Origin of the sequence: Brachybacterium atlanticum (assembly GCF_025669985.1) — a bacterium.
GTDB lineage: Bacteria > Actinomycetota > Actinomycetes > Actinomycetales > Dermabacteraceae > Brachybacterium > Brachybacterium conglomeratum.
Map to the genome: position 1 here is coordinate 14,282 of NZ_JAKJJW010000010.1, position 24,372 is coordinate 38,653.

The 24,372-nt window shown below is 73.3% G+C and carries 31 protein-coding genes and 3 pseudogenes; 13 read left to right on the top strand and 21 right to left on the bottom strand.

Annotated elements, in window-relative coordinates; genetic code table 11:
• Positions 1-68: 68 nt before the first annotated feature.
• From L3K22_RS06690 to L3K22_RS06725, 8 genes are all read right to left on the bottom strand, one after another.
• A complete protein-coding gene (locus L3K22_RS06690) occupies positions 69-1,325 on the bottom strand; it encodes an outer membrane protein assembly factor BamB family protein (RefSeq protein WP_263310692.1) in 1,257 nt (418 codons plus the stop codon).
• Entirely contained in the window at positions 1,322-2,272 is a 951-nt protein-coding gene (locus tag L3K22_RS06695; RefSeq protein ID WP_263310693.1) for a cytochrome c biogenesis CcdA family protein, read from the bottom strand. The genes L3K22_RS06690 and L3K22_RS06695 overlap by 4 nt, the downstream gene beginning before the upstream one ends.
• Position 2,273: 1 nt before the next feature.
• On the bottom strand, positions 2,274-3,026 hold the full coding sequence (locus tag L3K22_RS06700; protein WP_263310694.1) for a DsbA family protein: 753 nt from the start codon (positions 3,024-3,026) through the stop codon (positions 2,274-2,276).
• Entirely contained in the window at positions 3,023-3,151 is a 129-nt protein-coding gene (locus L3K22_RS06705) for a hypothetical protein (protein ID WP_263310695.1), read from the bottom strand. The genes L3K22_RS06700 and L3K22_RS06705 overlap by 4 nt, the downstream gene beginning before the upstream one ends.
• A gap of 66 nt (positions 3,152-3,217) precedes the next feature.
• Entirely contained in the window at positions 3,218-4,891 is a 1,674-nt protein-coding gene (locus L3K22_RS06710) for a PHP domain-containing protein (RefSeq protein WP_263310696.1), read from the bottom strand.
• A gap of 142 nt (positions 4,892-5,033) precedes the next feature.
• Entirely contained in the window at positions 5,034-5,357 is a 324-nt protein-coding gene (locus L3K22_RS06715) for a DMT family transporter (protein WP_191459043.1), read from the bottom strand.
• Positions 5,354-5,905, bottom strand: coding sequence for a DMT family transporter (locus tag L3K22_RS16670; protein WP_191459045.1), 552 nt, complete (start codon positions 5,903-5,905; stop codon positions 5,354-5,356). Before L3K22_RS16670 ends, L3K22_RS06715 begins: the two co-directional genes overlap by 4 nt.
• The gene (locus tag L3K22_RS06725) at positions 5,902-6,507 is read right to left on the bottom strand and encodes a TetR/AcrR family transcriptional regulator (protein WP_191459047.1); all 606 of its coding nucleotides are present in this window, start codon (positions 6,505-6,507) and stop codon (positions 5,902-5,904) included. The genes L3K22_RS16670 and L3K22_RS06725 overlap by 4 nt, the downstream gene beginning before the upstream one ends.
• Positions 6,508-6,696: 189 nt before the next feature.
• On the opposite strand from L3K22_RS06725, the gene L3K22_RS06730 reads away from it, so the two are divergent.
• Positions 6,697-6,900 (top strand): CopG family transcriptional regulator, encoded by a 204-nt coding sequence (locus L3K22_RS06730; protein WP_053917723.1) that lies wholly within the window; start codon positions 6,697-6,699, stop codon positions 6,898-6,900.
• The gene (locus L3K22_RS06735) at positions 6,897-7,265 is read left to right on the top strand and encodes a type II toxin-antitoxin system death-on-curing family toxin (protein ID WP_191459049.1); all 369 of its coding nucleotides are present in this window, start codon (positions 6,897-6,899) and stop codon (positions 7,263-7,265) included. The genes L3K22_RS06730 and L3K22_RS06735 overlap by 4 nt, the downstream gene beginning before the upstream one ends.
• A 27-nt stretch (positions 7,266-7,292) precedes the next feature.
• Here L3K22_RS06735 and larB read toward each other — a convergent pair whose 3' ends face one another.
• The 4 genes from larB to L3K22_RS06755 form a co-directional block, all read right to left on the bottom strand.
• A complete protein-coding gene (gene larB, locus L3K22_RS06740) occupies positions 7,293-7,997 on the bottom strand; it encodes a nickel pincer cofactor biosynthesis protein LarB (protein ID WP_263310697.1) in 705 nt (234 codons plus the stop codon).
• Positions 7,990-8,946, bottom strand: a complete 957-nt coding sequence (gene larE, locus L3K22_RS06745) for an ATP-dependent sacrificial sulfur transferase LarE (protein ID WP_263310698.1) — start codon at positions 8,944-8,946, stop codon at positions 7,990-7,992. The genes larB and larE overlap by 8 nt, the downstream gene beginning before the upstream one ends.
• Complete coding sequence (locus L3K22_RS06750; protein WP_263310699.1) at positions 8,943-10,295, bottom strand: lactate racemase domain-containing protein; 1,353 nt, start codon at positions 10,293-10,295, stop codon at positions 8,943-8,945. Before L3K22_RS06750 ends, larE begins: the two co-directional genes overlap by 4 nt.
• Before the next feature lie 86 nt (positions 10,296-10,381).
• A complete protein-coding gene (locus tag L3K22_RS06755; RefSeq protein ID WP_263310700.1) occupies positions 10,382-10,639 on the bottom strand; it encodes a hypothetical protein in 258 nt (85 codons plus the stop codon).
• Positions 10,640-10,796: 157 nt separating this feature from the next.
• On the opposite strand from L3K22_RS06755, the gene L3K22_RS06760 reads away from it, so the two are divergent.
• The 4 genes from L3K22_RS06760 to L3K22_RS06775 all read left to right on the top strand — a co-directional run bounded on the left by L3K22_RS06760 (position 10,797) and on the right by L3K22_RS06775 (position 12,781).
• Positions 10,797-11,366, top strand: coding sequence for a GNAT family N-acetyltransferase (locus tag L3K22_RS06760; RefSeq protein ID WP_263310701.1), 570 nt, complete (start codon positions 10,797-10,799; stop codon positions 11,364-11,366).
• Between the two features lie 29 nt (positions 11,367-11,395).
• Positions 11,396-11,623, top strand: coding sequence for a hypothetical protein (locus tag L3K22_RS06765; RefSeq protein WP_224765494.1), 228 nt, complete (start codon positions 11,396-11,398; stop codon positions 11,621-11,623).
• Positions 11,624-11,684: 61 nt separating this feature from the next.
• The gene (locus tag L3K22_RS06770; RefSeq protein WP_263310702.1) at positions 11,685-12,044 is read left to right on the top strand and encodes a VOC family protein; all 360 of its coding nucleotides are present in this window, start codon (positions 11,685-11,687) and stop codon (positions 12,042-12,044) included.
• 50 nt (positions 12,045-12,094) lie between these two features.
• Positions 12,095-12,781 carry a metal-dependent transcriptional regulator gene (locus L3K22_RS06775; protein WP_263310703.1) on the top strand — a complete coding sequence of 229 codons (687 nt, stop codon included), beginning with the start codon at positions 12,095-12,097 and terminating at the stop codon, positions 12,779-12,781.
• 89 nt (positions 12,782-12,870) lie between these two features.
• Here the strand turns inward: L3K22_RS06775 and L3K22_RS06780 are convergent.
• The 3 genes and pseudogenes from L3K22_RS06780 to L3K22_RS06790 all read right to left on the bottom strand — a co-directional run.
• Positions 12,871-13,713, bottom strand: a pseudogene (locus tag L3K22_RS06780) (metal ABC transporter permease); the annotation flags it as partial.
• Positions 13,710-14,447, bottom strand: coding sequence for a metal ABC transporter ATP-binding protein (locus tag L3K22_RS06785; protein ID WP_263310704.1), 738 nt, complete (start codon positions 14,445-14,447; stop codon positions 13,710-13,712). The gene L3K22_RS06785 and the pseudogene L3K22_RS06780, both read right to left, overlap by 4 nt.
• On the bottom strand, positions 14,444-15,394 hold the full coding sequence (locus L3K22_RS06790) for a metal ABC transporter substrate-binding protein (RefSeq protein WP_373318005.1): 951 nt from the start codon (positions 15,392-15,394) through the stop codon (positions 14,444-14,446). The genes L3K22_RS06785 and L3K22_RS06790 overlap by 4 nt, the downstream gene beginning before the upstream one ends.
• Before the next feature lie 130 nt (positions 15,395-15,524).
• On the opposite strand from L3K22_RS06790, the gene L3K22_RS06795 reads away from it, so the two are divergent.
• The 4 genes and pseudogenes from L3K22_RS06795 to L3K22_RS06810 all read left to right on the top strand — a co-directional run bounded on the left by L3K22_RS06795 (position 15,525) and on the right by L3K22_RS06810 (position 17,549).
• Entirely contained in the window at positions 15,525-16,511 is a 987-nt protein-coding gene (locus L3K22_RS06795; protein ID WP_263310705.1) for an aminoglycoside phosphotransferase family protein, read from the top strand.
• The gene (locus tag L3K22_RS06800; RefSeq protein WP_263310706.1) at positions 16,504-16,899 is read left to right on the top strand and encodes a GNAT family N-acetyltransferase; all 396 of its coding nucleotides are present in this window, start codon (positions 16,504-16,506) and stop codon (positions 16,897-16,899) included. Before L3K22_RS06795 ends, L3K22_RS06800 begins: the two co-directional genes overlap by 8 nt.
• Before the next feature lie 107 nt (positions 16,900-17,006).
• A pseudogene (locus L3K22_RS06805) lies at positions 17,007-17,345 on the top strand (hypothetical protein); the annotation flags it as partial.
• Positions 17,346-17,369: 24 nt separating this feature from the next.
• Positions 17,370-17,549, top strand: coding sequence for a hypothetical protein (locus L3K22_RS06810; protein ID WP_191460920.1), 180 nt, complete (start codon positions 17,370-17,372; stop codon positions 17,547-17,549).
• A gap of 127 nt (positions 17,550-17,676) precedes the next feature.
• Here L3K22_RS06810 and L3K22_RS06815 read toward each other — a convergent pair whose 3' ends face one another.
• From L3K22_RS06815 to L3K22_RS06825, 4 genes and pseudogenes are all read right to left on the bottom strand, one after another.
• A complete protein-coding gene (locus L3K22_RS06815; RefSeq protein ID WP_263310770.1) occupies positions 17,677-17,802 on the bottom strand; it encodes a hypothetical protein in 126 nt (41 codons plus the stop codon).
• A gap of 385 nt (positions 17,803-18,187) precedes the next feature.
• Positions 18,188-18,382 (bottom strand): annotated as a pseudogene (locus L3K22_RS16790) (P-loop nucleotide/nucleoside kinase family protein); the annotation flags it as partial.
• Positions 18,383-18,445: 63 nt separating this feature from the next.
• On the bottom strand, positions 18,446-18,556 hold the full coding sequence (locus tag L3K22_RS16795; protein WP_505661136.1) for an AAA family ATPase: 111 nt from the start codon (positions 18,554-18,556) through the stop codon (positions 18,446-18,448).
• A gap of 4 nt (positions 18,557-18,560) precedes the next feature.
• Positions 18,561-19,346, bottom strand: a complete 786-nt coding sequence (locus tag L3K22_RS06825) for a class I SAM-dependent methyltransferase (RefSeq protein WP_263310707.1) — start codon at positions 19,344-19,346, stop codon at positions 18,561-18,563.
• 151 nt (positions 19,347-19,497) lie between these two features.
• On the opposite strand from L3K22_RS06825, the gene L3K22_RS06830 reads away from it, so the two are divergent.
• Together L3K22_RS06830 and L3K22_RS06835 are read left to right on the top strand one after the other, a co-directional pair.
• Entirely contained in the window at positions 19,498-20,172 is a 675-nt protein-coding gene (locus tag L3K22_RS06830) for a GntR family transcriptional regulator (RefSeq protein WP_263310708.1), read from the top strand.
• On the top strand, positions 20,172-21,434 hold the full coding sequence (locus L3K22_RS06835; protein WP_263310709.1) for an MFS transporter: 1,263 nt from the start codon (positions 20,172-20,174) through the stop codon (positions 21,432-21,434). The genes L3K22_RS06830 and L3K22_RS06835 overlap by 1 nt, the downstream gene beginning before the upstream one ends.
• A gap of 7 nt (positions 21,435-21,441) precedes the next feature.
• On the opposite strand, the gene L3K22_RS06840 is transcribed toward L3K22_RS06835, so the two are convergent.
• Positions 21,442-21,975 (bottom strand): GNAT family N-acetyltransferase, encoded by a 534-nt coding sequence (locus tag L3K22_RS06840; RefSeq protein ID WP_263310710.1) that lies wholly within the window; start codon positions 21,973-21,975, stop codon positions 21,442-21,444.
• A gap of 208 nt (positions 21,976-22,183) precedes the next feature.
• Between L3K22_RS06840 and L3K22_RS06845 the strand changes: the two genes are divergently transcribed.
• Positions 22,184-23,575, top strand: coding sequence for an amino acid permease (locus L3K22_RS06845; RefSeq protein ID WP_263310711.1), 1,392 nt, complete (start codon positions 22,184-22,186; stop codon positions 23,573-23,575).
• A gap of 16 nt (positions 23,576-23,591) precedes the next feature.
• On the opposite strand, the gene L3K22_RS06850 is transcribed toward L3K22_RS06845, so the two are convergent.
• Entirely contained in the window at positions 23,592-24,350 is a 759-nt protein-coding gene (locus tag L3K22_RS06850; RefSeq protein ID WP_263310712.1) for an SDR family NAD(P)-dependent oxidoreductase, read from the bottom strand.
• Between the last annotated feature and the right edge of the window lie 22 nt (positions 24,351-24,372).

A 24,372-nucleotide genomic window follows, 5' to 3' on the forward strand; every position in this document is an offset into this window, starting at 1 on the left:
CGCTGTCCTCGGCAGATCTCACCCTCACGGAAGGGCAACCGGCGGCAACCGCCCCGTCCGGGCGGCTCTCAGGACCGCTCCCGCATCCCGTACCCCTCGTCGAGGGTCGTGGTCACGAGGTACCGGGTGTCCTCGACGTGGACCGAGGTCGCGGCGTCGGCGGAGAACAGCTCGGGCACGGCCAGCGGCCCCTCGAGGTCGACATCGTACGGGTTCACCATCTGCCCCTGGGAGGTGTCGAGCACCACCAGGGTCCCCTCCTCGGGGCGCTGGGCGTAGGCGAGGCGCTCCCCCGCGGCGATCAGCACGAGCTGTTCGGGGTCGTCGTGCCGCCAGGTCTCGGTGCCGTCGGCGGCGAGGCCGCGCACGGTGCGGCCGGCGGTGACCACGGTGGTGTCCATCGCGTGGTCGTGGGCGGCGGCGGTGATCCCGTCCGCGAGGACCCGGCCGCCTGCGACGTCGAGCAGCGCGCCCGTCCCGTCGGGGCCGACGAGGACGGCGTGGGAGGTCGTCGGGTCGATCCGGCCGGAGACCTCCGAGGTCGCGAGGTCCAGTCCCTCGGGTGCCGGGATCCGCCAGCGCTCCGTGCCGGAGGGGACGTCGCGGGCGACGAGCTCCTCGCCGTCGACGAGCAGCACCGTGCCGAGATGCTCGGCCAGGAGCCGGCCGCCCGCGAGATCGGCCTCGGCCTGCGCGGTCCCGCCGGTGCCGGGGTCGAGGACGGCGCGGCCGGAGCCGTCGGCCGCGGCGACCAGGAGCCCGGGGCCGACGGGCGGACCAGGCACGGCGACGGGCCCCCAGAGATGCTCGGCCCCGCGCAGGCGGTATCCGGTCAGGGTGGTGACGCCGTCGGCCGTGCGGTCCGTGAGGACGGCGACGGCGCGGGCGCTGTCGTCGCGGGTGAGGACCGCGGCCTCGCAGCCGAGGGGGCGGCGGGCGGTCCACAGCGCGGTGCCGTCCTGGTCGACGGCGGTGAAGCGCACGGCGTCTCCGTCGCAGCGGCGGCCCAGGAAGATCCCGTCGAGCTGCTGCGGGGCGGCGGTCCACCCGGGCTCGACCACGATCATCACGAGCATCTCGAGGGGGAGCCGCAGCGTGGCGGGGTCGACGACGGTGGCCTGCTCGCCGAGGAGGGCGGGCATGGGGTCGACGGGGGCCAGCGGGGTGTCGGCGCTGGTCGGCGCGCCCTCCGGGGTCTCCGGGGTGCAGGCGGCGAGCGCCGCGGCGCCGAGCCCGGCGGTGCCGAGCCCGAGGGCGCGCAGCAGGCCGCGGCGGGAGGTCCTGCCCGTCGGAGCCGACGGGGTCTGCGGTGACTGCAGGGTCATCGGCCCCTCCGATCCTGCGGGCCCGCCGTCCCGTCGGCCGAACCGGCTGCCGCATCGTCCGCCGCCCCGTCGGCCGTCCTGCCGCCCGCCGCGCCGTCGGCCGTCCTGTCCGCCGACTCCGCCGCGCCTCGCCGCTCGGCCCGCCACCACAGCAGCAGCGCGAGGGCCGCGAGGCCCGCGATCACCGCGATCTGCACCCCGGTCGAGCTCAGCGGGGCCAGCGACTCCTGCCACTGCGCGAGCACCCGCGTCGGGACGAGGGAGGGCAGCGAGATCAGCCCGTTCGTCGTCCAGAACAGGACCCCGAGCGCGATGATGAGCAGCCCGGTGAGCAGGGTCGTGGAGTGCAGGGTGAGCGGGCCGAGCGCGAGGGGCCGCCCGCGCAGCAGGCGCCGGGAGCGGGGGCCGAGCTTCTCCCAGGTCAGGGCGAGCAGCAGCAGCGGCACCACCATGCCGGCGCCGTAGGCGGCCAGCAGCACGGCGGCGCGGAGGATCCCGCCCTGGCCGAGGGCGAGCGTGAGGACGGCGCCGAGGACGGGCCCGGCGCAGACCCCGGCCACGCCGCCGACGGCGCCGAGCAGGAAGGTGCGCGGCTGCCCGGAGCCGCGGGCGGAGGCCTGGCGGAGCCGGTCCGCGCCGGGCAGCACCCGGGCGGGGTCCAGGCCGATCCCGAGGGCGTGCACCGCGCCGAGCAGGATGAGCAGCACGGAGGTCGCGGCGACGAGCACAGCGCGGTGCTGGGCGAGGAGCCCGCCGAGCGCCCCGGCGCCCACGCCGAGCGGCACGAGGGTGAGCAGCAACCCGACGTAGAACACGGCGCCGTGCAGGAGCAGGCCGGCGCGGCGGGTCACGGTCGAGGCGAGATAGCCGGGCAGCAGCAGCGCCCCGCACGGGCTGAGCAGGGCGAGGGCGCCGCCGAGGAAGGCGGGCAGCAGGCTGATCCCCATGTCAGGCCTCCGCCTCCTCGAGCGCCGCCTCGACCTGCTCGAGGAACACCTCGGTGGGCTGCGCGCCGACGGTCGGGGTGCCGTCGAGGACGAACGACGGGGTGGTCACGGCGCCGAGCTCGACGCCCTCGGCGGCGTGCTCCTCGACGGTGCGGGCGACCTCCTCGGAGCGGAGGTCCGCGGTGAACCGCTCGACGTCGAGGTCCAGCTCCTCGGCGAAGGCGATGAGGGAGTCCTCGTCGAGCTCGGCGGCGGGCCGCACCTCGCCGCCCGCGAAGAGGGCCTGGTGGTAGTCGGCGTGGCGGCCCTGGAGAGCGGCGGCGAGGGAGGCGCGGGCGGCGCGGGCGGAGTCCTCGCCGTAGACGTTCACGTCGCGCCATTCGATGCGCAGCTCGCCGCGGTCCACGTGCTCCCGCAGCGCGGGCAGGGTGTCCTCGGTCCAGCGGGCGCAGTAGGGGCACTGGTAGTCGGTGAAGACGACGAGCACGACGGGCGCGTCGACGGGCCCCTCGGCCAGGGGGTCCGCGGGGTCGCGGGTCTCGGCGGAGGAGAGGTCGGGGCGGGCGACCGCGGAGGGGTGCGGGAGGTCGGCGAGGTCGACCGGTTCCGCGGTGTCGCCGGCCGGCCGGTCCTCGGCGGGGCGCAGCCAGAGCACGGTCGCGACGAGCAGCACGGCCAGGGCGAGGATCGCGACGGGGACCGCGCGGCGGCGGAGCCGCCGCCGCGGGGTCGCGCCGCCCGGTCCGCCCGTCACGCGGAGGGGTCCAGGTGCGTGAGGATCCCTGCGGGCGCTCCGCCGACGACGCCGTGCCCGAGCCCGGCGTCGGACGTCCCGGGCTCGGGCATCGCCGTGGCGGTCTCCTCAGGTGCGCGGGTCATGATCCCCAGTGTCCCAGGCGCGCCGGGCCGACGGCCTGGCTGCTCGCGTCCCTGCCCGGCGCGCCCTCAGCCCAGCCGGGCGAAGATCGGGTTCGAGTAGAACCAGAGGTCCTCCCAGGGGTTCACCTCGCCGACCACGTCGAGCGCAGGTCCGACGGGATCGACCTCGGGTCCGTGGAAGCCGGGCTGGCTGCGCTTCCCGTCTGTGCCGCGGATCCGCAGGTAGACGTCGCGCTCGAGGGTGAATCGATGCGTGAGCTCGATCGTCCCGTCCTGACCGACGGTGTCCCACGACCTCACCACGCGCGTGCCCGGCGCGCGCAGCGCATCACGGTCCTCGGTCGGGCCGGTGATCTCACCGAGCACGAGGTCCACCCGGGCGAGCTGCGGGAGCAGCCCGGCATAGTTCACCTGGTCAGCGGTCTCGATGACGATCTTCAGCTCGACCTCGGTCGGTGTCCTCACCTCGAGGGTCTCCCCCATGCCCACGGCGAACCGATTCCCGCGGTTCCCCGCCACCTGCAACGTCATCTGCAGAGATCCGATGAGGTCCCCGAAGCACACCCACATGCGGCCGGCCCGCATCCCCTCCATCACCGCGCGGTGGCTGGCCTCCGTCGCCCCCACCCAGGTCTTGTTGTACGCCCCGGGCGTGAAGGAGCTGTACTCGACGACCGGGCGCCCGGCGTTCACCGGCGGCGGGAAGACGCCGGTGCTGTCGAAGGTGTCTCCCGCCTCGTTGTACGGACGGTCCGAGTAGCCGGTCTGGTCCAGGTCGTCGACGGGGTTCTTCACCCAGTCGCCGCACCCCTGATGACCGTCCGACGTGGTCGTGATCCACCACTTCCTGCCCTCGGCGAGCAGGCTGTCCCACATCCCGCCGACCGTCGCGGTCATCCAGTCGAAGCCGCCCCACGTGCGGTAGCTCTCCTCCGGGTACCCCTCGAAGGAGTGCTCGCCCGGGCCGCCGTCGTAGAGCCCGCGACCGCGGGCCATCCCGGCCGGGAGCGCGGCGGCCTGGTGCCCCGGCGCGCCCTCGAAGCCGATGACGACCTCGGGGGCGGCGTCCTGCCAGGCCCGCAGCTCCGCCGGCGAGTCGATCCCCTTGCGCGCCGGATGGTTGGGGAGCACGAGGACGTCCGCGAGCCGACCGGAGGCGACGGCCCGGCTCAGGAACGTCAGCGCATCGACGGCCAGCGCCTCGTGGGCGCAAGTTCCGTCCCGGGCGCCGACGACATTGGCGTCGTAGGTGTCGACGAACTCCTGGAGGAGCTCGGCCTCGCCCTCGCCGGGCGCCATCATCAGCGTGGTGTGCTCGCCGGCCGGGATGTTCCACTCCAGGCCGTTGAAGAGCAGCAGCTCGTCGCCGAAGCGCTCGCGGGCGGCGAGGATGTCCTGGCGCTGCGGCGCGATGCTGTGCGCGGCGAAGGCCTCGTTGCCGTGGTCGGTGATGACGATCCAGTCCAGGCCTCCGGCGACCGCGCGTCGCGCCTGGTCCTCGATGCGGAACATGGCGTCGTTGCTGTACTGGCTGTGGAGGTGGTGGTCCCCGGCGAGCCAGACCAGGTCGCCGGACGGCCGCGGTCCCCTCCCGCGTCCCGCTGCCTCCGCTCGGGCAGGGCCGGCGACTCCCCCGAGGACGCCGGCGCTCGCCAGGCCCGCCCCGCGGAGGAACCCGCGCCGATCTCCGAGTCTTCTGCGCGCGGTGCTCGAGGTGGGTCCGTCCTGGTCGCGGTGCATGGGGTTCGTGCCTCTCGTCGGCGTCGGCGGCGTCGCGGGCTCGGTGACGTCCCGCACCGGAAGTGTTCACCACGTCGTCGAAGGACTCATGAACGGCGAAAGACCTGCGAGGGAAGACCTCGCAGGAGTCGCCCGCGCCGCGTCAGTGCGAGCCGCCGAGCTCCACGAGCAGGACGCCCACGACGATCAGCCCCATCCCGCCGAGCATCAGAGGAGTGAGCGGCTCACGGAACAGGATCCGGGAGAGCACGGCCGTGGCGACGATCCCGACGGCGCTCCAGATCCCGTAGGCGACGCCGAGCGGCATGCCGGCGGCGAGCGCGCCCGAGAGCAGGGCGAAGGCGAGCAGGTAGCCGACGACGACCGGCAGGTACCAGCGGCGGTCGCCCGTCGCGGACATCCGCAGGGAGAGGGTCGCGCCGACCTCGGTGACGATCGCGCCCAGGAGCAGCAGCCAGCTCGTCATGCTTCCTTCCCCTCGTGCTCGTCCTCGGACTCGTCGGGGATCGCGTGGATCTCGAGCTCCCGCAGCAGCTCGACCTCGCCGCGGGAGCCGTAGGCAGTGGCGCCGGCGAGCCACTCCTCGACGGGGATCTCCGCCGTGTCGGCGGCGGCGACCGGCACCGGGCCGGGTCCGCCGTGCGGCCGCTCCCCCGCTCCGGCGTCGGCGGCGGTGGCGGCCTCGGCGCGGCGGGCTCGCTGGGAGCCGAGCTCGACGACGGCGACGCCGGCCGCGATGAGCAGGATCCCGCTGATCTTCAGGGCGCCCAGCGATTCCCCGAACAGCACGGCCGACGCGCCGGCGGTGAGCACCACCCCGATCGCGCCCCAGAGCCCGTAGGCGACGCCGAGGCCCATGCCGCGGCGGAGCACCTGGGCGAGCAGGGCGAAGGTGAGCACGTAGCCGACGACCACGACGACGTACAGCGCAGGCCGGTCGAGGGCTCCGCGCAGGGAGAGGGTCGCGGTGACCTCGGAGAGGACCGCGGCGGCGAGCAGCAGCCAGGTCGTCATGCGTCACCTCCGAGCAGGTCGCGGGCGAGCTCGCGCGTCTGGTCCAGCTGCTCCGCGGAGCCGACGTCCAGTCCGCTGGCGCGGTCGAACCAGAGCCCGTCGGCCATCAGCCGCACGGCCAGGAGGCGCGCGCCGCGGTCGGCGTCGACTCCGGCGGAGATGCCGAGCCAGCGGGAGAGCTGATCCTCCCAGCGCTCGGTGAGGGTGACGCGAAGGTGGGGGTCGGCGAAGATCACCAGGTCGGCGGCGTCGATCGCGCCGGTGCAGGCCCAGTCGAGATAGGCGAGCACGCGATGCTCAGCGGGCGCCTCGGCGAAGTCCTCGATCTCTGCGCCGTGGCGGGCGGCGACCAGGGCGAGCATCTCGCGCTCGTAGCGCGCGGTCATCCGGTCGAGGATCGCACCGAGCAGCTGCTCCTTGGTGGAGAAGTGGTACATCAGCCCCGGCTTGGTGACGCCGGCGGCGCGGGCGGCGGAGTCGAGGGTGAGCGTGCCGCCCTCGCCGAGATGGGCCTCGGCGGCGTCGAGCATCGCCTCGCGGGCCGAGGGGCGGTGCGCGGGGCGGCCCGAGGCGGCGGGGACGGTGGGGCGTGCGGGAGCCATGGCACCTCCTGGATCGGGACGACCCAGTTACTTTACCAACCGGATGGCAAAGTAACGCAAGGGCGGCGACCGGAGATCCCGCGCACTGGGGCTCGGCTCCCGCTCACTCCCCCGGCGCGGGGGCCCAGCTGGCGATCTTCACGACGGGCGGGGGTGTCCAGCGTGATACCAGAGCGGTATCATCTCGTCATGGCCATGACTCTGCGACTCACGGATGACGACGAGAAGATCCTCGCCGAGCTCGCGCGCGAGGAGGGCATCAGCCGGCAGGAGGCCACGGTCCGCGCGATCCGCGAGGCAGCCGCCCGACGGGGGCACGAGAAGGCGGTGCAGGATCTGTCCCTGCGTGCGCGCACTCGCTACGCCGACCTCCTCGACCGACTCGCTCAGTGACTCCGGTTCGCTATCTGACCCTCGAGGACCTGCTGACACTTGTCGACGACCTCCGAGTCGGCCCGGTGCGCGACGTCGGTCTCCTCGAGTCCGCAGCACATCGCCCCACGACCACGCTCTGGGGCGCAGACGCCTATGACGGACTCGACCTGAAAGCCGCGGCGCTCCTCGAGTCCATCGTCCGCAACCACACCCTCCTCGATGGCAACAAGCGCCTGGGATGGCTGGCCGTCGTCGTCTTCCTCGGACTGAACGGCGTCGACCTCGATGCGCCCGACGACGAGGCCTACGACCTGGTCATCGCCGTGGCCACAGGACAGATGCCCCTGGAGAACGCGGCAGAAGCACTCAGTTCCTGGCACTGAGCCGAGGTGCGCTCCCGCGACGCGGACTCATTCCGGCGCAGGCGCCCAGCGGGCGATCTGCGCGGCGAGGTGCCCGGCGCCGTAGCCGTTGTCGATGTTGACCACGCCGATGCCCGGCGCGCACGCCGAGAGCATGGTCAGCGCCGCAGTGACGCCGCCGGCGGCGACGCCGTAGCCGACGGAGGTGGGCAGCGCGACCACGGGTGCGGGGATCTGCCCGGCGATCACGGTGGGCAGCGCCCCGTCCATCCCGGCGGCGACGACCACGCAGGCGGCCTCGCGCAGCTCGGGCAGGCGGGACTGCAGGCGGTGGAGGCCCGCGATGCCGATGTCGGCGATGAGCGTGGTGGGGCGGCCGAGGTGGCGGGCGGTGAGCTCGGCCTCGCGCGCGACGGGCAGGTCGCTCGTGCCGGCGCAGGCCACGATCACGAGGCCGCCGCTCGGCGCGGGCGGCGCGGCGGGCCAGGCGAGGAAGCGGGCCGACGGATCGTGCGAGGCGTCCGGCAGGGCGGCGAGCACGGCCTCGGCGCGGGCCTCGTCGGCGCGGGTGAACAGCACCGGTCCCAGGTCCTCGCGCCCCTCGGCGGCGAGGCGGGCGTAGGTCGCGGCGATCTCGCGCACCTGCTCGACGGACTTCGCGTCGCAGAGCACGGCCTCGGGGGCGCCGCGGCGGGAGGCGCGGCCGAGGTCCAGGTCGAGAAACCCCTCGATCCGCCCGGCCCCGTCAGCCACGGCCGCCCTTCCCGACGATCTGCAGGGAGAACAGGCCCGAGCGGATGCCGTCGAGGTCGATGGTGACGTGCTGGAAGCCGGTCTCCTTGCCCGCGGCGACGAGCGCCTCGCGGATCTCGGGCTCCATCGCGCGGGGCAGCTCCTCGGTGGGCAGCTCGATGCGTCCGACGGCGCCGTGGTGGCGGACCCGGCAGTCGCTGAAGCCCTGCTCGTAGACGGCGTCCTCGAGGTCGTCGATCTGGCGCAGCTTCTCGGGGGTGACCTCCTGCCCGAAGGGGATGCGGGAGGCGAGGCAGGGGGCGGCGGGCTTGTCCGCGACGGGCAGGGACAGCTGCCGCGCGACCTCGCGGACCTGCGACTTCGTCATCCCGACGACGGACAGCGGCCGCAGCACCCGGTGCCGGGTCGCGGCGCCGGCGCCGGGGCGGTCGTGGCGGGTGGCGTCGTCGGCGTTCTCGCCGTAGGCGACCGCGTCGAGCTGCTGCTCGCCGACGACGTCCTCGCCGATGCGGGTGAACAGCTCGTCCTTGCAATGAAAACACCTAGCAGCGTCATTCTTCTGGTAGTCGGGGTTCTCGCCCTCGTGGGTGGGGACCTCGACGACCTCGGCGCCGATCACGCGCGCGACCTGGTGTGCCAGGCGCCGCTCGCGCCGGGCGAGGGACGGGGAGACGCCCAGCAGCGCGACGACGTTCTCTGCGCCGAGGGCCCGGACGGCGAGCGCGAGCAGGGTCGCGGAGTCGACGCCGCCGGAGTAGGCGACGCCGAGCTTCCTCACGCCCGCGAGCTCGGCGGAGACCGCGTCGGCGAGCTCGAGCGCCTCGCCCTGCAGGGCGTCGGGGGTCATCTCCTCGACCTCGAAGCCGGGATGGCCGGGCGCGAACAGCGAGGTGGGGGCCTGCGGGGCGGTGCCGAGGGTGAGCGGGACGGGCTGGCGGACGGAGGTCACCTGCTCTGCTCCGCGGCGCCGTCGCGCTCGGAGGCGAGGCGGAAGAGGACCTCCCCCGCGTGGTCGATCACGAGAGTGTCGGGGTCGTCGCGCAGCGCCTCGATGTCGAGGGAGGCGGGGTCCATGTACAGCACGTTGTACGCCTCGGTCTCCTCCTTGGAGATGGAGGTGGCGAAGTAGCGGTTCACACGCTGCTTCTCCTCCCCGGTCTCGGGGTCGTAGGTACCGAGGCCCGTGACGTGGGTGGAGTGGGCGAGCTCGCCCCAGGGGTGGTCCTTGAAGCGGTCCCACTGCTTCGTGAAGTACTCGATGTTGTGGTACCCGATCTCGCGGATGCCGGGATGCATCTCGGCGACCGCGGTGATGTGCGGGGCGTAGATGATCACGTCGCCGCCGTCGGCGCAGACGGGCTCGGACTTGTAGAAGCCCTTCGCCCCGGTCCACATGTCCTCGTACATCTCCGGGACGAGGGCGACAATCCGCTTATAGGGCTTCTCGACGTAGGTGATGTGGGTCTGTGCGGAGATCTTCGCCATCGCCGCCCAGGCGGCCTGCGGGTCGCCGAACGCGATCGCGCCGAGGTCCGCTCCGCCCTCGGCGACGTCCATGGTGAAGGCGAGCTTCTCGGTGGGGATGAGCTCGCTCGCGGCGTCGATGAGCTGGCGCACGGGGGTGATGCCGAGGGTGCCGATGATGCGGCTGGCGGTGATCAGCGCACCCACCCAGTGGGAGATGTCGATGACGTCGTGCACCGAGCAGCCGGGGAAGAAGTACTTGTTGCCGCCGGAGAAGCCGACGACCTCGTGGGGGAAGACGGGGCCGACGATCAGGTTCACGTCGGACTCGACGCAGAGCTTGTTGATCTGCACGTTCATGGGGATGTCGGTGAGCAGCCCGCCGGTGAGCTCGGCGATCCGCTCGGCGGGGATGACGCCGAGGTCCGCGATCTGGGAGGGGTCGTCCCAGGCATGGTTCAGGACCGTCCACTCCGGGTAGGTCGCCTTCGCGCCGCGCTCGGTGGAGCCGAGCAGCTGGTCGATGGCCTGCTCGCTCATGGCGGCGTGGGTGCCGAGCGCGATGAGCACGGTGACGGAGGAGGCGCGGCCGGCGAGCGCGTCGTGGATCGCGGGCAGCACCTTGGGCAGGGGCACGGAGCGGGTGCCGTCCGGGATGATCAGGCAGACGCTCTTGCCGTCGAGGTCCTGCCCGGCGAGCTGCTCGGCGACGAAGCCGGCGATCTGCTCGTCGGCGAGGTTGCCTCCCGGGCCGCCGAGGAGGGCGGCCCGTTCGGCCAGGCCCTCGGGGATCGGGTGGATCGTGGGCTGCTGGGTCGCCGTCGTCAAGCTCATGGCTCCATCATCCCCTCCCTGCTCGCACGGCACCAGGAGATGACGCCGGTTGCCACCGGAGCCCCAGGTCCTCGGGCGATCGGGCCTCAGTCCCTGCGACCCCTCCGGCCGACGGCCGCCGCACCGGTCGCGGCGAGGGTCGACATGCCGGTCTCGAGCGGTCCCCGACGCCCGGTGCGCACGAGCACCCAGCCCACGGCGACCACCATCCGCAGCTGCAGCGCGTATGCGCCCGGCCCGGTCAGGAACCGGGCCATGTCGATCGCCTCGAGGCGTCCTCGGCCGACCTTTTCGGTCCTCGGCGTGGTCGCGTGTCCGGGCGGGCTCGTCAGGGTGTCGTTCATGGCATCGATGCTGGTCCTAGGCCGGTGACTCTGGCGTCATCCGGCGGTCGCGACCGCGTCAGCCCGCGGGACCAGACGTCGCCCGCGTGTGCTCCGTCCACGTTCGAGGACGGCGAAGCCGCCCTGTCGCGGCGATGGCTGGCGCTACGGTGAGGACGTGACTGCTGCCGCCACCGCCCCGTCGATCGCGCTGCGCCGACTCGCTCCCCGCGGGGCGGACCGCGACCGCCTGCTCTCCTTCCTCACCTCCAACGTGTTCCCGTTCCACGTGATGTCACGACGCACGGCCGAGGAGGTCGCCACGTCGATCGACGAGGGAGCCTTCGAGAACGACGAGACGAAGAGCTTCTGGCTCGACCATGCCGACCTGGGCTGCATCGGCCTGGTGCGACTCGAGGACCTCGAGGACCCCACTCCCCTGTTCGACCTGCGCCTGGCCGAGGAGTTCCGCGGCAGGGGGCTGGGCGTCGAGGCGCTCCGCGCGGTCACGCGCCACGTCTTCGAGCACCTCGACGAGGTGACGCGCTTCGAGGGCCAGACCCGGGAGGACAACCTCGCGATGCGCCGCACCTTCGTGCGCTGCGGCTGGGTGAAGGAGGCCCACTACCGCGAGTCCTGGCCCGTCGAGGGCGGTGCACCGCTGGCGTCCGTCGCCTACGCGATCCTGCGTCGCGACTGGGAGAGCGGCACGACGACGCCGGTGCCCTGGGAGGAACCGGGGCTCTGAACCGAGCGGCGCCGCTACGCTCGGGCACCATGTCGGCTCTCTACCGCGAGCTCCCCGCACCGGACGGTCTCGGTGCGCTGGTGTCGTGCGTGTGGGAGCACGAGGCCGATGAGGCGCGGGGCCGGACCGGCTCGCTCGCGGAGCGCGCGCTCGCCGCCGGCTATGCGCATCAGGCCCATATGAACGACGAGGTGCGCTCCCTGACCGGGACCACGGCTGTCCGATTCCTGGAAGACGGTGCGCGGAGCGACGCGTAGCGTCGGGGCACGAGGCACGAGCCACCGCTCGGCCCTGCCGCGACCTCACGGAGGAGACCCCATGCCCGCACCGACCCATCACGCGATCAGCTACGTCGAGCTCGGTGTCACCGACCTGCCGTCGACCCGCACGTTCTACGAGCAGGCCTTCGGATGGAGGTTCCACGACTACGGCCCCGCCTACAGCGGCATCACCGCCCCCGACGGGGAGGGCGAGGTCGGCGGGCTGAACCCCGGCACGGCGCCGTCGGCCGCCGGGCCCCTCGTGCTGCTGTTCTCCGAGGACCTGGACGGGACGGTCTCCGCCGTGGAGGAGGCCGGAGGCGCCGTGGTCGCGGGACCCTACGAGTTCCCCGGCGGCCGGCGCTTCGAGTTCACCGACCCCAGCGGGAACCGGCTCGGGGTGTTCGCGGACTCCTGAGGGGCGCCGGGTAGCGCGCCGCCCGGTGCACCGTTGGCTACCGTGTCCTCATGTCCGTCTCCGAGCTGTCGACCAGCGCCCAGAACTACCTCAAGGCCGTCTGGAGCCTCGGCGAGTGGTCCGAGGAGCCGGTGACGGTCTCGGCGATCGCGGAGCGGGTGGGGGTGCGGCTCTCCAGCGTCTCCGATGCGATGCGGAAGCTCGGTGAGCAGGGGCTGGTCGAGCACTCCCGCTACGGCGCGATCGCCCTGACCGCGCAGGGGCGCGAGCATGCGCTGGCGATGGTGCGTCGGCACCGGCTGATCGAGACGTTCCTCGTGCGGGACCTCGGCTACGGCTGGGAGGAGGTCCACGACGAGGCGGAGCAGCTCGAGCACGCCGTCTCCGACCTGCTCGTCGAGCGCCTCGACGCCCATCTGGGCCGGCCCTCGCGCGATCCGCACGGCGATCCGATCCCCGCGGCCGACGGGTCCGTCGACCAGCCCCAGGCGCAGCTGCTCTCCGCCCTCCCGGCCGGGACGCGGGTGCGCGTGGAGCGGATCTCCGACGCCGATCCGCGTCTGCTCACCTTCTGCGCGGCTCAGGGCATCGTGGTGGGGGCGGAGCTCGAGATCCGCGAGGGGCCGGAGTTCTCCGACGCGCTCGAGGTGTCGCTGGTCGGCTCGAGCACCGCCGTGCCGCTGGGCCGCTCGGCGACCGAGGCGATCTGGGCGTCGGAGACCGCCGCCGGCGCCTGAGGCTCGGCCGACTCCGCGGCTCCCGTCGGCGCGGACCCCTCGGCCGACGGCACCGCGCCCGGCGAGCCCCGCCGTTCCGCCCGGCCCCCGCGCCGCGCCCGGCCCCGGGCCAGCAGCCCGTACCGCGGTGCGAGCAGGTGGACGAGCGCGTACAGCGTCCCCTGGACGAGAACGATCAGCCCGCCGGAGGCGGCGTCCAGCCAGTAGCTCAGCAGGATTCCGAGCGCCGAGGCGGCGACCGACAGCGTCGGCGCGATCAGCAGCATGCGGGAGAAGCGGTCGGTGAGCAGGCGCGCCGTGGCACCGGGGATGATCAGCATCGCGACCACCAGGATCACGCCCACCACCTGCAGCGCGACCACCGCCGTGACGGCTAGCAGTCCCAGCAGCAGGGCGCCGAGGCGGCGCGGGGAGAGGCCGATCGCTCGGGCGTGGGTGGGGTCGAAGGCGAAGAGGGTGAGATCGCGCCGCCGCAGCAGCAGGAGGGCGAGCACCAGGGAGGCGAGCACCGCGATCTGCACCAGGTCGCCGCGGGAGACGCCGAGGACGCTGCCGAAGAGGATGTGGCCGAGGTCCGTGTGGCTCGGGGTCACGGAGATCAGCACCAGCCCGAGGGCGAACAGGGTCGTGAACACGATCCCGATCGCGGCGTCCTCCGCGACCCGTCGCGATCCGCGGACCGCGCCGATCAGCACCACGGCGAGGAGGCCGAACACGAGCGCGCCGAGCGCGAAGGGCAGGCCGAGGGCGTAGGAGAGCACCACGCCGGGCAGCACGGCGTGGGAGACCGCATCGCCCATCAGCGACCAGCCGATGAGCACGAGCCAGCAGGACAGCAGCGCGCAGACCACGGCGGCGAGGGAGGTCGCGGCCAGCGCCCGCAGCATGAAGTCGTACTGCAGCGGCTCGATGATCAGGTCGAGCGGGCTCATCGGGCGACCTCCTCACGGGCCAGCGGATCCAGGCCGAAGGCGCGGGCGAGCATCGCGGGCTCGAGCGCCTCGGCGACCGGGCCGTGGAACAGGAGCCGGCGCCGCAGCAGCACGGCGGAATCGGCGAGGGCGGGCAGCGCGTGGAGGTCGTGGGTGGAGACGAGCACGGTGCAGCCGTCGGCCGTGAGCTCGCGCAGGACGGAGACGAGCAGGGCCTCGCTGCGCTTGTCGACGCCGGCGAAGGGCTCGTCGAGCAGGAGGGTGCGGGCGCCCTGGGCGAGGCCGCGGGCGACGAACGCACGGCGCCGCTGCCCGCCGGAGAGCTGTCCGATGGGCCGACGGGCGAGGTCCTCGAGCTCGACCCGTGCGAGCGCCTCGGCGACCGCGCGGCGGTCGGCGGGGCGGGGCCGACGGGTCAGGCCCTGGTGGCCGTAGCGGCCCATCATCACGACGTCCGCGACGCTGACCGGGAAGGAGGAGTCGATCGCCTCGCCCTGGGGGACGTAGCCGATCGCGCCGCGGCGGCGCGCCCGAGCGGGCTCCTCGTCGTCCAGGAGGACCTGCCCCGAAGCGATCGGGACGGTGCCCATGATCGCGCCGAACAGGGTGGACTTCCCGGCACCGTTCATGCCGACCAGGCCCGTCACCTCCCCGGCCGCGATGCGCACGCTGAGGCTGTCCAGGGCGGTGACCTCGCCGTACCGGACCGTGAGGTCCTCGACGCGGAGGCTCATGCCGCCGCCTCCGTCCCGGTCAGGCCCTCGACGATCACATCGGCGTCGTGGCGGAGCAGGTCGAGGTAGGTGGGCACGGGGCCGCCCTCCTGCGAGAGCGAGTCGACGTAGAGGGTGCCGCCGAAGCGGGCGCCGGTCGCCTCGACGACCTGCTGCATGGGGGCGTCGGAGACGGTCGACTCGCAGAACACGGCCGGGATGTCCTGCTCGTCGACGGTCTCGATGACCGCGGCGATCTGCTGCGGGGTGGCCTGCTGCTCGGCGTTGACGGGCCAGATGTAGTGCTCCTCGAGGCCCACATCGCGCGCGAGATAGGAGAAGGCACCCTCGCAGGTCACCAGCGCCCGCTCGTTCTCCGGCAGAGCGCCGACGGTCTCGACGAGCTCGTCGTGGATCTGCTGCAGCTGCCGGGAGTACTCCTCGGCATTGGCCGCGAAGTCCTCGGCGTGCTCGGGATCCAGCTCACTGAAGGCTGTGACCATGTTGTCCACGTAGACCTGCGCGGCCTCGGGGCTCATCCAGGCGTGCGGGTTGGGGGTCCCCGCATCACCGGCGATGTCGAGCGCCTCGACGCCGTCGGAGACCACCGCGTGAGGGACGTCCGCGGTCTCGACGAACTGGCCGAACCAGGCCTCGAGGTGCAGGCCGTTGTCGAGGATCAGATCCGCCTCGGAGGCCTTGGCGACGTCGCCGGGGGTGGGCTCGTAGCCGTGGATCTCGGCGCCGGGCTTGGTGATCGACTCGACGCGCAGATGCTCCCCGGCCACGTTCTGCGCGATGTCCTGCAGGACCGTGAAGGTGGTCAGCACGACGGGCCTGTCCCCCTCGTCACGGCCGCCCGCGCTCCCGCATCCCGCCAGCAGCATCACAAGTGCCGCCGCCGTTGCCGCAGCCCTCGTCACCAGTCGTCCTCCATGCCCCACGCGCACACCTCTTCGCCTCGTCATCTGACATTAGTTCGGCATGCCGAACTTTGTAGATGGCACTGTCTCATATCTCCGTTCGGGAGTCACGCAGCGCCTCGGGCGACGCAGAAAACCGGCGCCGCCTCACCGCCGGAGGCGGGAGGATGTCCGCATGGACGAGGTCGAGGTGGTCGTCGCGCACGACGAGCGGGCGACGCTGCGCGCGGGCGAGGTGTTCGTGAAGATCGACGGGCACCCCACCCGTCTCGCGACCGAGGTCCGGGCGATGCACCTCGCCCCGATCCCGACGCCCGAGGTGCTGTGGCACGAGCCGCCGGCGCTCGCCCTCTCGGCGGTGCCCGGCGCGGCGCTCGGCGTGCTCGGCGCCCCGTCGGAGGCATCGCCCGCAGCGTGGGCGGCGGCCGGGCGGATGATCCGTCGGCTCCACGAGGCGCCGCTGCCTCCGTGGCCCGGGCGACCGCTCGCGGACGTCGAGGCGGAGCTCGAGAAGGAGTGTGAGTGGCTGCTCGCGCACTCCCCGCTCCCCTCCGAGCTGGTGGTGCGCAACCGGGAGATCGCCCGCGGGGCGCTGGAACCCCGTCCGCCCGTGTTCATCCACGGCGACCTGCCGATCACCCACGTCTTCGTCGAGGCCGACGAGGTCACCGGCATCATCGACTGGTCCGAGGGTGCCCCGGGGGACGCGATGTTCGAGCTCGCGATCCTCACCCTCGGCCACGAGGAGCACCTGGAGGACCTGCTCACGGGCTACGGCACCGACGTGGACCGCGACGTCATCCGCGTCTGGTGGTCGGTGCGGAGCCTCACCGCGGCGCGCTGGCTGCTCGAGCACGGTCTCGACCCGGACGCTCCGGATGCGAGTCCGACGTGCTGCGCGCACGGATGCGGGAGTCGTCGTGAACGCAGCGACCGTCCGTGCCCCGGACGAGCTGGGCTACCGTGCCGGAGTGCCGAACTCTCTCCGCGATGCCCGCCCCGCCGACCTGCCCGCCGCTGCGCAGACTCTCGCCACGGCCTTCGACGACTACTCGTGGACACGGTGGTCGATCCCCGAGGACCACCATGCCGAGCGACTCGAGGAACTGCAGTCGATCTACCTCGAGCACGCCCTGAGCAGTGGCATCGTTCTCGTGAGTGAGCACCTGGACGGGGTGGCCGCCCTGCTCCGCCCGCATTCCCCCGCCCCGGCGGACGCGGCGCAGGCACGGATCGCCGACCTGCTGGGCGACCGTCTCGACGTCTTCCTCGCCGCCGAGCTGCCGCCACGGCCGACCGAGGCGTGGGAGCTTGCGACCCTCGGAGTCCGCCCCTCGGCACGGGGGCGGGGCCTCGGCTCCGCACTGCTCGCCGAGGGCCTGCGCCGCGTCGATGCGGCCGGTGGGAGCTGCACGCTGGAGACCTCGGACCCCCGCAACGTGGAGCTGTACTCTCGCCACGGCTTCTCCGTCACCGCGACCACGCGGATCCCCGACGGCCCGGTCGTCCATTCGATGCTGCGGGCCCCCGTCGAGACGGGACGGCCGTGATCCCAAGCGACTGCGCGGGTGCGCTGCCCGGGCCGGGCGGGGTGCTCCACGCCCTCAGCTCACCACATCGGCGTTACTGCGCGGAGTGCTGAGACTCCCCCGGCACCCACGTCGAGCCGGGAGAGAGCGCGTCCGCAGCATTGCGGCAGGAGCTGCGCGAGGAGATCGGGGTGGAGGTCGAGGAGAGCGGGGGTCCGCGACTTCATGTCGAGGAGTCGGAGGCGGACGGCGGCCTGGACGAGTGGGCGGGCTGCCTCGGCCTGCTCACCGGGGCAGGTTCGACGCGCTGCTCCCGACCGGCGGCAGGTTCGTGGAGATCTTCGCTGAGCAGGCCTCCTGACCTGCAGCACCAGAGATCACCTGCGTGCCGATCGGCGGGTATCCCGATCCGCCCCGTCGCCCCCCTCAGTGCCACCGCCGAGGACTACTGCCTCCTGCCCCGGTGATCCACTGACGCGTAGGGTCGGACCATGGGAATCACGGAGTTCATGGGGCTCGGGGGCTGGGAGATCGTCATGCTGCTCGCGGTGGTCATCGCCGCGGTGGTGGTCGTCGCCGTGCTCTTCGCGGTCGTCCGGGCGGCCGCCGCCTCCGGCGCACGACGGGCGCAGCGAGAGACGGAGCCGACGCGCGAGGATCGGCAGGACTGAGCCTGCCCTCCCGACACTCGGCACGGCGCACCGCTTCCTGATGCGCCGCGCCGGCGCGACTGCGCCACCTGCTCCGACGGTGTGGTGGAGCTCGTCGACGACGCGGTGCGCTGACGCCCGCGGCGCCTCAGCGGCGCTGGTCGAGCGCGTCCAGGCGCTGCAGGACGGTGCCGAACGGGCTGCCGTCCGCGAGCGCTCGCGCCGTGACGCTCGTGCTCGTGGCGGTCGCGCGTGCCTGCTGGTGATCCGTCATGTCGGCCCCTCCCCTGATGATTGCCGTGCCCCATGAAAGCGCGGCACGGCCATCCGCCGGTGCACCTCTCACGACTTTCCGGTGCTCCGGGCAGCCGGGGCAGGTGACGTCGCTGGTCAGCGACGCTCGGTCCACCCCGACCACCTGGAAAGTTACGCTTTCCACCCTTGGTCCGCGCGGCGCGCCGGGACAGGCCGGGCGGCCGGTCGGCCGCCGTCGCCTCAGCGGATCGCAGGAGGCCACCTGTCCTCGCGCCACGCGCCCAGTCCGCGAACCCCGTCGGCGGATCCGGGATCGGCTCGCTGCCGTCGACCTCCTCCGGGGCGGGGCGCTGGAAGACGTCGGCCCAGGAGGTGAGCTCGGCCTCGGAGATCGGCCAGGTGGTGTGCGGCTCCTCGGCGAGGCGGCGGTCCAGGCGGCGTCGCTGCTCGGCGGGATCGACGTCGCAGAAGAGCATCACGACCTCGGCGCCCCGGTCGGCGGCGGCCCGGCGCAGGCTGGAGCGCTCGTCCTTGCCCCAGAGCCCGAAGTCGAGGACGACGCTCGTCCCGAGCTCGAGGGCGCGCAGCGCGATCCCCACGAGCCGGCCCTCGATGACGTCGGAGGCCTGCTCGGGGTTCTCGCTGCCCTAGAGCGCCTTCATTCACTCGTCCTTGGTGAGCCGCAGCGCGCCGTGCTCGGCCTCGATGCGGCGGGCGGCGGTGGTCTTGCCGGTGCCGGGCAGGCCGACGGTGAGGAACAGGGTCGGGGGCATCGCCTCAGGCCTCCTCGCCCAGGGACCGCGCAGCGAGCACGTACGCGGCGCGCACAGGAAAGGCCACGGTGCCGTCGGGCCTCGCGAGGTCCTCGGCGCGCGCGACCCAGACCTCCCGGATCCGGTCGCGGACCGGCGGTGTCTGGGCGCGGACGACCGCGCCCGGGGTGGCGATCCCCGCCTGGAGCCCCGCCCACAGGCTCTCGGGACGGATCCGCCAGTCCCAGTGCAGGTCGCGGGCCTCCACGACCTCCAGCCGTGCCTCCCGTGCGAGCTCCGCGAGCCCGTCGGCGCCGCGGTCGAAGTCCTCGTCGGCCGGGAGTCGCTCCGGCGGCGGGAGCACGGCGCCGGCCTCCTCGAACACTTCGCCGAGCAGCGCGCTCCAGCTCGCACCGCCGGCGGGCCAGATCGTCATCGCGAGGCGCCCGCCGGGGCGCAGCACGCGGCGCAGCTCGGCGAGCGCGGCGCGAGGGCGGCCGACGTGGTTGATCACGAAGTTCGCCGCGATCGCGCCTTCGCCTGCATCAGGCAGGGGCAGGTCGGGCAGCGCGGCGCGGAGCACCTGCCCTCGCAGGCGACGGCGGGCGGTCTCGACCATGGACTCGTCGGCATCCAGCGCCGTCACCGTCCGTCCCGCGTGCTCGGCTCGCACGGCCAGGCGTCCGGTGCCGCAGCCGACGTCGAGCAGCTCCCCGTCGGGCAGATCGGCGAGCAGTCGTGGGGCGGCGCCGTCGCAGAGGGTCGCGAAGGACCGGTCGTAGGCCTCGGCGGCGGCGGTCCAGTCCCTCATGCCTCCAGTGAACCGCACCTCGGCCGCGGGGACGGCGGACACTCGCGAACGGCGCCGCACTGCCCATCACGGCCCCGCACGGCCCCGCGGCCGAGCACCGCATCACGGCCCCCGTCTTGCATCCATTGATGCATGCATTAGGATCGCCCCCATGCGTTCCCCCACCCTCCCCTGGCTCGATGACCGCGAGAACCGTCCGATCGCGACGCAGATCGCCGCGAGGACGGCCCGACAGATCGCCACCGGCGATATCGAGCCGGGCGCCCTGCTGCGTGAGGTCGACGTCGCCGAGGAGCACGGCGCGAGCCGCACCCCGGCGCGCGAGGCGATGCTGCAGCTGGAGACCTGGGGGCTGGTGCGCCTCCTGCCGAAGAAGGGCGCCCAGGTCACGACCCCGACCGCCCGGGAGCGGGAGGAGCTGCTCTCGGTCCGCGCGATGCTCGAGGGGCACGCCGTCTCCCGCATCGCCCCCGACGAGACCCGTCGGACCTCCCTCGTCGAGGCGCTCGCGCCGGTGCTCGCGGCGCAGGAGGGCGCGACCGATCGTCCCGCGGACTTCGCCGTCCACGACTACGCCTTCCACCTCACCCTCGCCTCCCACGATGGCAACCGCGTGGTCGAGGAGGTGCTGCGCGCGCTCGGACCGCGACTGTTCCGCCTCACGCATCTGGCAGTCCTCTCCCCCGCCGCGGACCTGCCCGCCCTGCACCGCGAGCACGTCGAGCTCACCGATGCGGTGGCGCGCGGGGACGTCGCCGGCTTCCGCGAGATGATCGAGGGCCACCTGCACACCGGCCACGATGCCTACTCGGTGGTGCCCGAGTGATGCGCGCACGGATCCCGGCCTGGCTGGCCGTCGCCCCGACGGGCTTCCTCCTCGCCTGGGGCGGCAACCACTTCACGCCGCTGCTGCACGTGTACGAGACCGTCGGCGGCTATGCGCCCTGGCAGGCGAACCTGCTGCTGGGGATGTACGTCGCCGGTCTCGTCCCCGGGATGCTGCTGGCCGCGGGGCTCTCGGACCATCACGGCCGTCGGCCGATCTCGATCGCGGGCCTGCTTGCCGGGGCGCTCGGCAGCGTGGTGCTCGCGGCGAGCATGTCGAGCTTCGTGCTGCTGTGCGCCGGCCGCGTCCTCGCCGGGATCGGAGTGGGTGTGGGCATGTGGGTCTGCTCGACCTGGATCAAGGAGCTCTCCTGCGCCCCGCACGACCCGGGCGCGACGCCGACCGCCGGGGCCCGACGCTCCTCGATGATCCTCACCCTCGGCTTCGCGCTCGGCGCGGGCGTGACGGGCTCGCTCGCCCAGTGGGCGCCGCTGCCGGGGCAGCTGCCCTTCCTCGTCCATCTCGGGCTGTGCCTTCTGGCCGGGATCGCGCTGCTCGCGGCGCCGGAGAGCCTGCCGCGCGAGCTGCGGGCCCGCGGCGCGCTGCGCGATGACCTGAGGGTCTCCTCGGTGAGACATCCCGTCTTCGCGCGGATCGTGCTGCCGGCCGCGCCGTGGGTGTTCGCCGCCGCCGGGGTCGCCTACGCCATCCTGCCTGCGACGGTCGAGGCGCAGATCGGGGACTCCGCGACGATCTACGCGACGGGCCTGACGGTGCTCACCCTGGGCGTCGGCGCGATCGCCCAGGGCACCGTGGGCCTGATCGACCGCCTCACCCGCGGCCGCGCGCTGGTCGTGGGCCTGAGCGGCATGAGCGCGGGGATGATCCTCGCCGCCGTCGCCGCGGATCTGCGCCGCCCGGTGCTGGTGGTGGGCGTCGCGGCAGTGCTCGGCGCGTCCTACGGGGTGTGCGTGGTGGCGGGGCTGGTCATCGCCCAGTCCCTCGCCTCTCCGCGCGAGCTCGCCGGGATCACCGGCGTCTACTACTCCCTCGCCTATCTCGGTTTCCTGCTGCCGACGATCCTCGCGGCGCTCACCCCGGTGCTGCGCTACACGGGCGGCCTCGTGATCGTCGCGGCGGTGTGCGTTCTGTGCCTCGCGACCGTCGCCTGGGGTCTGCGCCGCCCGCTCCCGACGCCGACGGCCGACGCGGTGGAGGACGAGCTCGTCGACCCCGAGGTCGCCTCGGTCGCCGCCTCCTGAGCAGTCCTCACCGCATGGTCGCGGCGAGCTCCGACTCGCTCAGGGCGCGGTCAGCGAAGACCAGGCGCACGGCCGACGGATCGGGGTTGCCGGCGTCGGGACCGCGATGGCGCAGCGCGAGCCCGACCTTCCGGGCGACTGCGGCGGAGGCGGGGTTGTTCTCGAGCAGGTAGGCGACCACCGGGAGCTCCGGACGGTGCTCGCGGGCGGCCACGACCGCAGCACGGGCCAGCTCGGTCGCGAGCCCGCGCCCCTGTGCCTCGGGCGCGAAGCGGTACCCGAGGTTCCAGAACGCCTCCTGCCGCACCGCGCAGCCTCCGTGCCCCACCACGGCACCGCCCTCCCGGGCCACCCACGCGCCGAGGCCCTCCCGCCGCCAATCCCCGAGCCAGACGGCCAGCGCCTCACGCGTGGTCTCGAGGTCGGCGAAGCGGCCGCTGGGCAGGTGCGTCCACGTGCGGGCGTCGGAGTAGATCCGGTGGAGGTCCTCGAGGTCGCTCTCACGGGGAGGGTCGAGCTGCAGGCGGGCATCGGTGGTCATCAGGACAGCATGACCGACCGGGCCGACACCGGGCGCACAGCTCCCCGGCCGGCCGCGGTGGCACCCCCGTCGACCGGCCCCGCACTCCGACGGACGTGGCCGGACACACGTGGCCGCGCGCCACCCCGCGCCGTACCGTGTCAGGTGCACAAGAAGTGCCCGCGGCCTCCGCGCCGCAGCCCCTCCCCGTCCCCGGAGCCACCCCGCCATGAACGCGACCGCGCACGACGCCCCGGTGTCCGCCCCCGCGACCACGCGTCGCCGCCCCGGTCTCTCGGCGCGACACCTCCACTTCATCGCCCTCGGCTCCGCGATCGGGACGGGCCTGTTCTACGGATCGGCCGGCGCGATCCAGGCCGCCGGTCCCTCCGTGCTGCTGGTGTACCTGCTCGGCGGGGCCGTCGTGTACTTCATGCTCCGCGCACTGGGCGAGATGGCAGTGCGGATGCCGATCTCCGGCTCCTTCGCCGAGTACACGCGACGCTTCCTGGGCCCCTGGGCCGGGTACATCACCGGCTGGATGTTCGCCTTCGAGATGCTGATCGTGTGCCTCGCGGACCTCACCGCGATCGCGATCTACATGCGCTTCTGGTTCCCGGACACCGCCCAGTGGATCTGGGTGGCCCTGACGCTGCTGATCGTCGGCGCCGCGAACCTCGCCAGCGTGCGCTGGTTCGGGGAGCTGGAGTTCGCCTTCACGATCGTGAAGGTCGCGGCGGTGGTCGCGATGATCGCGGGCGGCGCGGCGATCCTCGCCTTCGGGCTCGGGGATCCCTCGACGCCGACGGGCCTTGCGAACCTCACGGCCGACGGGGGCTTCTTCCCGAACGGGCCCGGCGGGATGATCAGCGCGTTCATCCTGGTGCTCTTCGCCTTCGGCGGCACCGAGATCATCGGCGTGGCCGGCACCGAGGCGGACGATCCCGCCAAGGCCATCCCGAAGGCCGTGAACACGGTCCCGGTGCGGATCCTGCTGTTCTACGTCCTCGCGATCGGCGTGATCCTGCTGCTCACCCCGTGGCAGCAGATCACCGGCGAGGAGTCCCCCTTCGTGCAGATCTTCGACACCCTCGGCGTGAACTGGGCGGCGGCGCTGCTGAACATCGTGGTGATCACCGCGGCACTCTCCGCGATCAACGCCGACCTCTTCGGCGCCGGCCGCGTCGTCGCCGGCATGGCGCGTCAGCGCCTGGCCCCGTCGGCCCTGTCCCGCACGGTGCGCGGGGTGCCGGTGGTGACCACTGTCGCGATGCTGGGCGTGCTCGTCGTCGGCGTGGTGCTGAACCGGATGCTGCCGGACGAGGTGTTCACGATCGTCGCGTCGCTGGCGACCTTCGCGACCGTGTTCGTGTGGCTGATGATCCTGCTGGCGCAGGTCGCCTCCCGCCGCGGGATGAGCCGGCAGGAGCGGGACGCGCTGGAGTTCCCGGTCCCCTTCTGGCCCTACGGGCAGCTGTTCGCGATCGCGTTCATCCTGTTCACCTTCGGGATCATGGTGTGGAATAGCGAGTACCACACGGCCCTCGCCGTCGGCGTGGGCTTCACCGTGCTGATGACGCTGCTCTATGCCCTGACCGTCCGGCGGGCCCAGCGCGCCTGACCTCCTCCCGGGCGGGTCACTGCGGGAGCGGGAGCTTCACGCTCCGGCCCCCGTCGAGCACGATCGTCTCGCCGGTGAGGAAGCCGGAGCGGTCGCCGGCGAGGAAGACCGCCAGGTCCCCGACGTCCTCGGCGCGGCCCAACCGGCCGACGGGGTGCAGCTGCTCGAGCCGCTCCCGTGCGGTCTCGGGGTCCGTGGCGGAGTCCAGGTAGCCCTCGCTGAGGTCGGAGCCGATCCAGCCCGGGGCGATGGCGTTGCACCGGATCCCGTGCTCGCTGAGGTCGACGGCGAGCGCGCGGGTCAGCCCGTGGACGCCGGCCTTGGAGGCGCTGTACGCGGCGTGCTCGGGATTGGTGCCGATGCCCTCGATCGAGCCGATGTTGACGATGCTGCCGCCGCCGCGCTCGCGCAGGTGCGGGAGGGCGGCCTGGGCGAGGAAGAGCGGGGCGCGCAGATTCAGCGCGAGCATCAGGTCCCACTCCTCGACGGAGATCTCGGAGACTGCGCGCTCGCTCATCATCCCGGCGTTGTTCACCAGCACGTCGAGCCCGCCGAGGAGCTCCGCGCTGCGGTCGATCGCCTCTCGGGCCGCCGATGCATCGCTCAGGTCCGCCTCGAGGCCATGCACCCCCGGGCGGTCGCGCAGCTCGGGGTCGAGCGGGCGTCGCTGGACGATCGCGACCTGGGCGCCCTCGGCGAGGAAGCGCTCGACGATGCCCCGTCCGATCCCCCTGCCGCCGCCGGTCACGACGGCGAGCCTGCCCTCCAGCTGCATCGATCTCTCTCCTCCCTCGGGC